The organism is Candidatus Jidaibacter acanthamoeba (assembly GCF_000815465.1).
Lineage (GTDB): Bacteria > Pseudomonadota > Alphaproteobacteria > Rickettsiales > Midichloriaceae > Jidaibacter > Jidaibacter acanthamoebae.
In genome coordinates this window covers 1-4,534 of record NZ_JSWE01000134.1, presented here as the reverse complement: position 1 = coordinate 4,534, position 4,534 = coordinate 1, and the positions used below count along the sequence as shown (strand labels likewise).

The 4,534-nt window shown below is 32.6% G+C and carries 2 protein-coding genes; both read right to left on the bottom strand.

Going from position 1 to position 4,534, the window contains the following annotated elements; genetic code table 11:
- The coding region (locus NF27_RS06895; protein ID WP_039457484.1) for a pentapeptide repeat-containing protein at nt 1-1,664 on the bottom strand (1,664 nt) is incomplete at its 3' end.
- A 38-nt stretch (nt 1,665-1,702) separates the two neighbouring features.
- Nucleotides 1,703-4,534 (bottom strand): ankyrin repeat domain-containing protein (locus NF27_RS11265; protein WP_193387654.1); only part of this gene is annotated, 2,832 nt, incomplete at its 5' end.

Sequence of the window (4,534 nt, the reverse complement as noted above, 5' to 3'; positions counted from 1 at the left end):
GCTGTCTTATTATATTCTCCGCTTGTGTTTATATTCGATCCCTTGCTTAATGATTCTTCAACTCCTGCTATATCTCCATTCTTTGCTCTCTCAAATAACCTCCTATATCTTTGCTCTCTTTGTTCTACACTTAAGTGTTTGTTTTCTTGTTCAACCGTCATTATCAAATTAGTATCTTCTAACTCGCTAAAATCTATTCTATTAAAGTCTATTTGTTCTAGATCTACTTCTGTTAAGTCAACTGGTTGATTACTCTCTCTAGCTATGTTTAGTACTGTATCCAGTCTATCTGTAGGCCCCGCTCCTAAGGCAATATCTGCTTCATCATTTAAATGATCCAGATGCTCCTCTATGCTCCTTATATCATTACGTCTTTTTACCTGCTCTTCATCTGCTAAGTACTCTTTTCTTATTCTTTTAATGTTTACTAATAACTCTATAACTTCTTCTTTTTGTTCTTTATTAAACTCATCCAACACTATTTCCACATCTGAGATAAATTGTGACATATCAGTTATAGTGTTATACAAGTGATATAATTTATTAAATATTATAAAGCTTATTACATCCTCTGCTAAGCTATATTCTCGTTCTTTAAGCATTACATTAAGTATGCCTATAATTTCTTCACGTGATTTAGTACTTATTAAATCCCTGTTATAGCTAACTTTATCAAAACTAAGTTCATGCTCACTCAATAATAAATTGATTTGGTTACTGGCCATTGCAAGTAGAGCTATGTATTGTAGCTCATTATCATTCAGCCTTCTTAGCTTACCTTCTATAACACTTAATACTTCTAAACCCTCAAAATCACTTGGACTACAACTTAAACAATATAAATATTCCAAATAATCTATCGCTTCCTTAGCTTCTTTTATTTTCTTTATATTAAAATCAATTGATTCTATACATAACTTATGCCTTATACCTACTATCTCTTCTTGTAATATTGGCTCTATAATTATATCTTTAAGCGTTTTTACATTTACTAACTGCTCAACAGATATCTTACTATCTGTAAAATCAACTCCTTCTAAACTGTTACGTCCAAACTCTACAAAGCTTAAATCTAAACCGCTTAAATTAAATCCTATTAAATCTACTCTTTGTAGATCTATTTTCTTTTTGTTCTTTTCAAACAAATAGCCGTGCCGGTTAAGTATAAGGGTAACATCCTTTATATATTTTCTTACAATATATTCTCTCTCTTCTTTATCTCTTGCCTCTAAATCAATATTAAACCTTCTCTCTTTGATACCCAAAATACCGTTCACAGCCTCAGGCAATGCTCCCTTTATTTCTTCCTTATCTTCATTATTTAAAGTATTTAATGTGCTTAAGTTTCTTGCGGCCTCACAATTCCTTATTATTTCTTCATAGCTTTCTATTAATATTGCAAAATAATTATCTTTTATCCTTGTCTTTAAAGCCTCTACACTTATCTCTTTTTTATTTAATTCATTCCGCTTGGCGAATTCTTCAATTATCAAATCACTTTCTTCAGCATTTAATCGGTTGTTACTCCATATCTTACTAACTATTCTTATTACTTCTCTTTGTTTCCTTATTTCTTCAATCTCTTTCTTAGTCTTAGTTACAGTGCTTTCCTGCTGAACTTGGGTATTTCTACTTGCTTTATGTTCTTCTTCTCTTCTTCTCATTTCTTCCTCTTAATATAGTTATTTCTAGATAAAAATGGTTATTTTGTTCTTTCCTTCCCTTGAAATTCTAATAGTAGCTTTAGTTGGTGTGAGGATGAGGGTGCATAGTCCTTTGCTACTTTATCGCTATTATCCCTTACCTCTTTATTCGCACCTCTCTCTAAAAGTAACTTCACTACTTCAACTTGGTTATATTTTGCTGCTAGGTGTAATGGCGTTCTTCCTTTTATGTCTTGTATGTTTACTTGTGCTTTATTTTCTGTTAAAAATTTTATTATCTCCATATTCCCGTTAATAGAAGTAATATGTAAAGCAGTCCTTCCATCTTCCATTAATCTGCAATTGATATCAGCTCCTTCCTGGACTACTCTTCCTACTTCAGTAATATTGTTGCACTTAACTGCCTTACGTAGTTTCTTAACTAAATTATCTTCTTTTCCTTTAATGAATAAACTTTCTTCTCTTCCTTGGCTCACTACTCTCTTTAGATTAATCTCTTCAGATGTTTCACTTTCCAGAATTCTATTCAATACCGATCTTTCTTTAATTCTCTCAATACCTCTTTCTTCATATTTAAAATTTCTGCTATTTCTATTATTAACAAACTCTTTTATCCCTTCTCCTATTGCAATTAGTACTTTATATTTGATCTCAAGTTCTAATTCTTCTTGTTGACTTAATTTATACTTTATTTTCGTACTCTTCTCATCTCCCTGGTGATATACTCTTTCCTTCTCTTCTTCATAATATAAATGTGTTTTTATTCGCATGCCCGCAGCAAACTCTAATACACTCTTTATTCGTGTATAGCCTAATTCACTTATATATTTTCCTCTTCTTAATTTCTCTAAACTATCCCAACTATTCTTTCCTTCAAGCCCGTAATATAGAGATAAGTATCTAGCAAGATTACTTGGTAACCTATAAAAATCATTTTTAGCATCAAAGTCATCTATTAAATTACTATCATTATACTTAGGAGCATACTGCTCAAGATCTCCTTTCAATAATTCTATTGCCTGTTCTTTTCCAAAACTTTTGTTCAGTGTAAAGTTTCTGACTGCTGCTTCATAACTGTTTAATAACTTTTTACTTCCATAAATTAGACAAACTGTCCTTAAAGCATTGGGTAATATAACATCCATATCATGTTGTAAGCTAATCAAACCTTCTACTGTATTAATTAAGTTACTGGCTTTTTCTCTTGTATTTAGTCCAAAGTTAGGAGAAAGATTCACTGCATCAATGGAATAACCGTTCCTCATAAAATCAAGCAGCACCTCAGATCCCACTACCTTTCCTACCTCAGTATTTGGGCTGGTCTCTCCTATACTAACTATCTTTATTTCAAATAACCTAGCGAGCTGGTAAAAATATTCATTATAACTTTTATCCTCCACAATTATTGCATACTCAATATCAGAGTATAATGCCATCTCTCCACGACTCATTGATCCTAGCCCTATAATGCTATATTCACATGGAGGCGCCCCTAATAACTTCATACAATCTTCTATAATTTTAGCAGTAAGCTTAATCATAGATGCTGTATTCCTTTCCAATATGCTTTTTATATCGACATTTTGCTCTAAACTCCTTCTACAATCTTTTCTTATTTCCTTTAAATTCTGCTTATACTCTTGGGATCTTATTACCGGCTTTATATTGTTACCTATACTCCTTAGGTACTTTGTTTCTAAATATTCCTGTTTATGATCAAAAAACCTTTTGTTTAATATGTCATTAACTTCGAAATACCTCTCTGCTATACCTCTTGCCATGCTATAACATAAACTTGCTGATCTATAATCCTCCTTACCAGGATGTAAGAAGTAATCTCCAGCTTTGATTAACACATAGCAAAGTGCTACCTGATTATCTTCTTCTATGCTCAAACTTATTGCTTTCCTGTAACTCTCCCCGCAGTTACTATATTTATCCTGACATAAACTATAAGTCCCGTCAGCTATTGCCTTTCTTATTCCCTTGCTAAAGTTACCTTTCTTGCTAATCCTTCCTAATATTATTTTATTTTCTATATAGTTTGCTACATCAATCCTACCTAACTTAACCGCTAAATCAAATGGTGTATAACTTTCATTATTAATCGCATTTAAGTTAACTCCTCCCCTAATCAATATTTTAATCAGCTCATTATCCGAGCTGATTCTTATCGCACAATGAACCGGCGTATCGCCTATCAAATCTCTTGCATTAATATCTGTATCATTACTTATTAAGCTGTTTAATACAGACTGGTTATTTTCATATATTGCTTCAAATATTTCTCTTCGCTTATCGGGTAGTATTACGGAGGCTTTAGGGGCTCGCTGGCTCGTCGCTTTTAGTGCTGCTATCTCAGGCATCCTTATTTCAGCTTTCTGCATCACTAATTTGCTAAGAAGTAAGGTTGTTTGTTGATTGTTTATGGGTATTTCTTCTTTGTCCTTACCTGATATTAGCTTAAGCCTACCATTACTATTAAGGATTAAGCCAACCTTCTCATACATCATATTAATTAATATTCTGCTAAGCCACTCTTCTTTAGAACTATGCTTATAACAAAAAAGGGCTAGCTTAAATGAATCAGAGTTTCTTATAATCTTACTAATCAAGTCATTATCTACAGCCTGCTTAGCAATAACCCTCGCTACCATGCTGTCATTATTATATAAACTTACTAAACTCTTTGCTGCATATCGCCTTACATATTCATTTTCATCCTTTAGAGCTATGAGTAGTGCATCAATTACTTTCTCACTTCCTTGCCCTATCTTACCTAAACTCTCTGCTGCTTCTTGCCTTACATCTTCATTTTCATCCTTTAGAGCTATGAGTAGTGCATCAATTACTTCCTCACTTCCTTGCCC